Annotated in this window: 3 protein-coding genes; all 3 read right to left on the minus strand. The window is 57.0% G+C overall.

The features are described from left to right. Window positions 1-52: 52 nt before the first annotated feature. The 3 genes from DW189_RS03985 to DW189_RS03995 are packed head-to-tail and all read right to left on the minus strand — an operon-like array spanning window position 53 to window position 7,390. The gene (locus tag DW189_RS03985; RefSeq protein ID WP_022332807.1) at window positions 53-2,488 is read right to left on the minus strand and encodes a hypothetical protein; all 2,436 of its coding nucleotides are present in this window, start codon (window positions 2,486-2,488) and stop codon (window positions 53-55) included. A 28-nt stretch (window positions 2,489-2,516) separates the two neighbouring features. Further along, window positions 2,517-4,184: a RagB/SusD family nutrient uptake outer membrane protein gene (locus DW189_RS03990; RefSeq protein WP_117506953.1), complete on the minus strand. Its 1,668-nt coding sequence runs from the start codon at window positions 4,182-4,184 to the stop codon at window positions 2,517-2,519. A 29-nt stretch (window positions 4,185-4,213) separates the two neighbouring features. Then, window positions 4,214-7,390 (minus strand): SusC/RagA family TonB-linked outer membrane protein, encoded by a 3,177-nt coding sequence (locus tag DW189_RS03995; protein ID WP_117506954.1) that lies wholly within the window; start codon window positions 7,388-7,390, stop codon window positions 4,214-4,216. Window positions 7,391-7,408 lie beyond the last annotated feature (18 nt).

The raw sequence follows: 7,408 nt of genomic DNA on the forward strand, positions 1-7,408 counted from the left end.
ACCCCTCAGAGCCGGCTCCTCCCGATAATTATTCCAACATTGCCGGAATCGGTTACTTCAAGGATACCTTCTTGCCGATCATCACGATCGCCCCCGGAGCCTGGGGCATACTGCCCTCGCTGAAGGTCGCGACCGCATCGGCCACGCCCAGGTCGGGCTGCATACCGTAACCGCCGAATGTTGCACGGTTGACAGGTTTGCCGGTCTGCTCGCTCCAAAGTACCTGAATCAATTCGGGCCCGCGCAGTTCGACGAAATTGTTGGCCGGCCGTACCTCAAGCTCCCGGGCAACAGCCGCGGCAGTTACCGCATTGGGGTCGTTTGCGGGATTTATCAGCATCAGGTAGTCGAACTGTACCAGATCGGCAGCCAAATTCGTGAATTTGCCCGTGGCTGGATCATAATTGCCGAAACCACCCCAATAGATACCTTTGAAGGTGTAGCCCTGCGTCACATAATTCGGGTTCGGAACGAATGCAAGGATTCCGTCATCGACATAGCCTGCATAGAGACAACCCTGGCTGCCATTTATTCCCGTGGGATTCTCTTCGTAGGTGAACATGTTGCCGACATGATAGGTCTTGAACATACCGATGTGGCAGGTCGGCATCGGGCTGACCAGTCCGTTGTACTTTGCCAGGAACGTGTCGTCTTTCGTATCCAGATTCGAAGCAAGGTAGGACGAAAGTCCCTTGACTTTGACGTAATTAGGATCGTCAGCATTCTCACTGAACGTGACCTTGCCGAGGTATTGGCGGTTGGTGGCATCATTTTCGTCGAATGCATCCACGGCATAGTAATTCCACGTCGTATTGAAGAGATCGTCTTTGCTCACCTCACCCTTGACGTCGTCGAATTTATACTTCTGCTGCATGGGGTCTTCCTTACCGGCGGTAGTCTGCTCGACGGCATAGACCTTGGAGAAATACCCGTTGAAAGCCGACACCAGGAGCGTATAGCTCGTACCGCTGTTCAGGCCGACGAGGAACGGAACCAAAGACTCTTTGCCGTTGATCTTCGCGAGCTCTTCTTCCGTGAACGCATCGCCCGAGGATTTGGCAACCTGTCCCAACTGTGCCGTGCTCAGGCCTGCCAGGTCGGAAGTCTTGAACAAACCCCAATAACCCGACTGGATATTCTGTCCGAACAGGATCGCCTTGATCGAATTCTCGGGGGTATAGCCCAACGCCTCTTTTTCCCAGGAAAGTTCGGTTCTTACCGAAAGGATAACCGCATTCTGGGACTCCTCACCCGACTTGACGTACCCGAACGAGAGGAACGAACGCCCTACCAGTTCGCCGGCCGTGTTGTACATATTGCCGACGACCGAATAAACGCCCGTATCGTCGAACGAAGCGGAAACCGTGCCGGAAGCCGTGATTTCGGTGGAAGGGGTCTCACCCGATTCGATCTCGCCCGAACGGACGTCGGCCAACGCGTCGCTCATCGAGCCGTTGAAGAACGCGTATTTCACCTTGGCCACGTCCGCACCGAACTTGAAGCCGACCTTGACCACACCGGCCGCAGGCTCGGTGTTCGTCAGTGCGAGCGTATAGTCGTATGCCTTGGCACCCGGAAGCATGATCCGTTGCAGACCGCTGCCGTTGGCGCCGTACCACCCGCCGGAGACCGTGAAGTTCACCATGATGCCGGTGGCCGGGAAGGTAATGATACCGTCCTTGAGCGTACCGTAGAGGCTGGCCGACTCGCTCACGGAGGAGAAGTTAGCATTGACCTTCGAAGCAATTTCGATCTCGCCGTCACCTCCGAGCGTCACGCCCGTCGTCTGGTAAGGGATCCACACGGCATCGGGGTTGGTGGCGTCGATAATGATATTGGGTTCGGTGCAAGCCTGTGCGGTTCCGTTAAAGAGGGCCCGGATCAAATCCTGCGTAAAGGGATTCATGCGGTAGTAACCGGGTTTGTCGGCCCGCTCGTAAATCTCCACGTCGACCTCGGCGTTGGGGTTGGCGGTATTGAACAGCGTCGAAATGATGTCGTCGCGCCACTTACCCTTGGTCTCGCCGCCTTTGCCCGTCAGTTTGTTCCACTTCACGCGGGTCACGCTGAAGGCGAAGCCCGTGGCTTTTTCACCATAGACGGAGGCGTACTTCTTGTCCTCGATATTGACCTCGCATTTATACGTGGTACCGATTTCGGCCTGCGGGAACTGAATGCTGAAGGTCGTCTCCTCCTGCCCGTCGGCAAATTCGATCTGCGAGGGAACGAAGATTCCCTCCTCACTCGACGTTACGGCCACGGGAACTACGATCGCACCCTCGCTCTTCAGGCGGCGTACGGTGAACGTCATCTCGGTCGGAGCCGCGGGGTCGAGTTCCTTGGAACCTATATTCTCCTGCGTAGGGAAATAGACGCTGTAACAATCGGGATCTTCGGGTTCCCCGGGGTTGAAGTTCTCGTCGTCGTTACACCCCACGAAGAGGAACGCCGCCAGGAACACATATAATAAACTCTTGAGTGTTTTCATATTTTGTCGATGTTATCCGGTTCAAAACTTATTTAACTACGCATCCGTCGGTCAAACCAGCTCCGCTGCCGTTAACAGGGAACGTACCCTCGTTGTTGTTGTCCTTGACAGGGTCGATAGCCGCATTGGCGTTGGTCTCCCCGGTGGGGATACGCATCAGCAGGATACCGTCCGTCGCCGCGATGTTGAACGCCCAGGCATCGGGGAAGTCCGACTTGCCGTCCGTCGTGCACCGCACGAGGTTCTTCTTCAGACGCATGATGTCGGTATAGGCATGGCCCTCGCCCCACAACTCGACGCGGCGCTGCCACCAGATCTCGCTCTGGAAAGCCTCGGGAGTCGTGGCGGCGCACGAATACGAAGGATCGCGGTAGGTCTTGACCCAATTCTCGAGCAGGGACTTGCCGCCGCCGAGGTTGCCGCCCATGGCCATGGCCTCGGCCTGGATGAGAAGCATCTCCTCGGCACGCATGATACACCAGTCGCCCGCGTTGATGTCCGTACCGCACTTATTTTCATAAGGCGCGAACTTCACGTTGGTATAGGGCTGGAAGGCACGCTTGACATTGGGAATCGCCAGCGAGCTGATGGCCGAGCCGGTCACGCCGTCCCAGTCCATGTGGTCGAGCAGCGGCGATTCGAGGCTGGCGTTGATCCACCATCCCTTGCGCACGTCCGTATCGGGGATCATGTTGTAAAGCAGCGAATTGATACGCTTATACAAACCCTGGCTGGTGGTATAACCGCGGGCAAAGGAGCAGAGGTGTCCGCCCCAGGTGATATTGCGGTAGTTGGCGGGGGTGTCGGCAGCCTTGTAGATGCCGGCCCAGATCCACGACGGGGAGTTGGCACTGTTGAAACCGGGAGCCGACACGTCATCCTTGGAGAGGAACGTGTAGCCGCTCAGGGCAGCTTCGGCATCGGTGGCAGCTTCGCCCCAGTTGTTCATCACCAGGTTCACGCGGGCACGCATTCCGTAAGCCACGTTCCGGTCGGCGGCGGCCTTGCTCGTGCGCTGGAAACCCTCGAGGTCGGCGATGGCCTGCGTCAGATCGTCGTAGATCAGCTTGTAGATCTCGGCATTGGTGGCACGGGGGTTCGCACCGGCACGCTCGGCCGGCATGTCCCACGTCACGATGGGTACCGTCGGTTTGTCCTCGTTACCCTTGTAGGTGAACTGAAAACGCTGCGCCAGCGTGAAGTTGGCAAACGCACGCGCCACCAACGCCTGGCCGCGGTAATAGATAAGCGTCTGGTTTTCGGTATCCGCAGGGATCGTGGACAGGATGTCGTTGGCCTGCTTGTTCAGCTTGTAGCAGAAATTCCAGGTGAACATGGGCACGGCATAGTTGGCGTTGCGATCCGAATACTCGAACGCAACCGAAAACCACTCGTAGTCGCTGTTGTCCGACACCATGTCGGCACCGTTGCCGTCGGTGGCGATACATACGGCAGGATAGCTGAAGTCGTTGTGGAAAGGCGTGGCGCTACCTCCGGCCCAGTTGGGCAGGAGCTTCGTGAAGATCGAAGACAGGGTGTTGATATCCGCCTGCAGACGTTCGGGGTTGTCCTCCACGACCTCCTTTTTCTGATCCTCGGTCACAATACCGCTCTCGGGGAACGTATCGAGGTCGGAGCAGGAGACCATAACCGCCGTCCCCAGGGCAAATACCCATATTTTATTGATTGCTTTCATATACACGTTGTTATTTGATTGTGCCAAAATTAGAACGTCAGGTTAATACCGCCCGAAATGGTACGCAGGGCCGAATAGGAGGTGTTGTCCGCAGTACCCGTACCGCCGAATACGATGCGGGGGTCGAGACCCTCGCGGGCGGAGAAGACGGCAAGGTTGTCACCCGAGAAATAGATGCGGATGCTGCCCAGGCCGATCTTGTTCGACCACTTCTTGGGAAGGGTATAGCCTACCGTCACATTGTTGACCGAAAGGTAGTCGGAGCTTACGAGGAAACGTGACGAATATTTCTGGTTCGAATCGTCGGACGAGTTCAGGCGCGGGACATTCGTGTTGGGGTTCTCGGGCGTCCAGGCCTTGAGGGCGTCCTTGTGGAAGTTCATACCCAGGTTATCGCCGTAGTGCATCAATTCGTGGTAGGTGTTGTCGTAGAGTTTGCCACCGAGCTGGTAAGCGAACTGTGCCGAGATATCCACGCCGTAGAAGCTCAGCGAAGTGGCGAAGCCGCCGCTCACCTTGGCCAGCGTGCTGCCCTGGCGGGCCTGGCGGGCGTTGTCGTAAACATCCGTGGTCGAATAATCGCCGTTGTCGGGATCTACGTACCAGAGCGACTTACCGGTGTTGGGATCGACGCCCGCATAGGTCTTCAGGTAGGAGTCGTACATCGAGCCGCCCACCTCGCGGATCGCCATCGAGTAAACCAGTCCCGTCTCGGGCACGTCGCCGTCGAGCGAGAGGATCTTGTTCTTGTAGTGCGTCATATTGAGATCCAGATCCCACGAGAAATTCTTATAGCGCAGCAGCCCGGCGGACAGCTGGATCTCGACACCGGCGTTGCGCATCGAACCCACGTTGATAGGCTGCCGCGAGTAACCCAGCGAAGGAGGTACGGGTTTGTAGTAGAGCATGTCCGAGGTCTTGCGCGAGAAATACTCGACGCTACCGCTCAGGCGGTCGTCCCAAAGGCCGAACTCGACACCCACGTTGAGCGAGTGCGAGGACTCCCACGTAATGTTCTTGTTACCCTTGTAGTTGAGCGTCAACGAGAAATCGCCGTCGACACGACCTACCGAATACTGATCCTGGTAGGGATAGTAGTTGCTGTAACCGCTGGGATCGAGCAGGTCGTCGTTACCCTGGATACCATACGAAGCCTTCAGTTTCAGCATGTTGAGCCACTTCACATCCTTCAGGAAGTTCTCCTTGGTCAGCAGCCATGCACCACCCACGGAACCGAAGTTACCCCAGCGGTGGTCGGGATGGAAGCGCGACGAAGCATCGCGGCGGTAGGATGCCGAGAAGAAATACTTGCCGTCGTAGTCGTACTGCACACGCGAGAGAATACCCATTGTAAAATAGGTGTCGGTGTAGGACGAAACCTGCGGGGTCTCATAGATCGTGTTATCCAGCTCCCCTACATTGGGATTGTAAAGGTCGGTGTTGCTGCCCGAGAGGTACTGCATCTTCAGCGAATAGTTCTCGAAGCCGACCAGCACGTCGAAGTTGTGCTTCTGGGCGAACGTTCTCTTGTACGAAGCCAGGTACTGCTGGTTGACGCCGAACGTACGCGACTGCGCAACGGAGACCGAACCTTTGCCGATATAGGAACCGTAGTAGGAGTTATAAAGGTGGTTCGCACGGCGGTTGATGGCGCTGGCACTGATGTTGGCCGTGACGTTCAGCCCCTCGACGGGCGTCACGGTCGCAAACCAGTTGCCGTTGATCGCATCAGTATAGGTGCGGTGGCGATCCAGGTCGATCGAGATCATGGGGTTGGCACCGCCCGAGAACGAGCGTATCTGGTTGGTATTCACACCCGAGTCGTAGATCTTATTGCCGTGTTCGTCGTACATGATCTTCTTATCGGCATCGCGCACATACATCGGGTAGATCGGGGCAATCATGTTGGCCAGGTAGAACAGGTTGCCCGACGAACCCCAGTCGGTCTGCCCCGTAGGGGAGTTGGTAATAGCGTGCGAGAAACCGATATTGCCACCGACCTTCAGCCACTTCTTGGCCTGGTAATCGGCCTTCATACGGGTCGAATAACGGGTGAAGCCCGAATTCTTGATGATGCCCGAATCGTCGAGGTAACCGGCCGAGAGGTAGTAGTTGAGGCGTTCCGAAGCACCCGCGATGGAGACGTTGTACTCCTGGCGCAGGTTGCCGCTGCCGAACAGCTCGTCGTACCAATCGTCGGGGGTGTAGTAATACTGCCCGTCGGAGTAGCCCAGTTTAGCGTTGGGATTGAGTTTGCCGTTGGCACCGATCAGCGTCTGGCCTTCGGGAAGCGTGTAGACGTTGTAACCCGTACCGCCGTTCGTCGAGTCGAACAGGGCGGAGTTGGCAAACGCGCGCGAATCCGCCGCCGAGCTCCCGGCATAGAACTTACTGTTGTACAAAGCTTTGTAGCCCAGTTCGTAATACAGTCCCGGATCGGAAATCACGTCGTAATTGGGCACACCGCGGGAGTTGGTACCCCACTTGGCGTCGAAGGTCACGGTCGCATCCTGCGACTTGCCGCGCTTGGTGGTGACCAGCACGACGCCGTTGGCACCGCGGGCACCGTAGATGGCCGACGCGGCGGCATCCTTCAGCACCGTGATCGACTCGATATCGGCACTGTTCAGGAACGAGAGCGACCCGTCGTAAGGGGCCCCGTCCACGATATAGAGCGGAGCACTGCTCGCCGACATGGAGCCGATACCGCGGATACGGATCTTGGCACTCTCACCCGGCTGTCCGTTCGACGAAACAGCCTGCACACCGGCCACGGCACCCGCCAGGGCGTTCGAAATGTTGGATACCTGGCGCTTGCCGATATCCTCGGCCTTCATCACGGAAGCAGAACCCGTAAAGGCCTCTTTTTTGGCCGTACCGTATGCTACCACGATCACGTCGTCGATCGCCTGCGTATCCTCCTTCATCACGACGTTCACACGGGTTTTTCCGGCGACAGCAATACGCTGGGGCTCATAGCCGATGAAGGTCACCAGCAGAACACCCTCCCTGGGAACAGAAATCGAGTAAGCGCCGTCAGCACTCGTCGTCGTTCCGACCGTCGTTCCGTCCACCATGACTGTGGCACCTGCTACCGGAGCACCGGCAGCGTCGGTAACTGTACCGGAAACCTGCTGGTTCTGGGCCATTGCAACGGCGCAAATCCCCAAAACAGCAATTAACGATAGTACAATTTTTCTTACCATAAGCGTTAATTTTAATTG

This window comes from Alistipes sp. AM16-43, assembly GCF_003435745.1.
GTDB classification, from domain to species: domain Bacteria; phylum Bacteroidota; class Bacteroidia; order Bacteroidales; family Rikenellaceae; genus Alistipes; species Alistipes onderdonkii.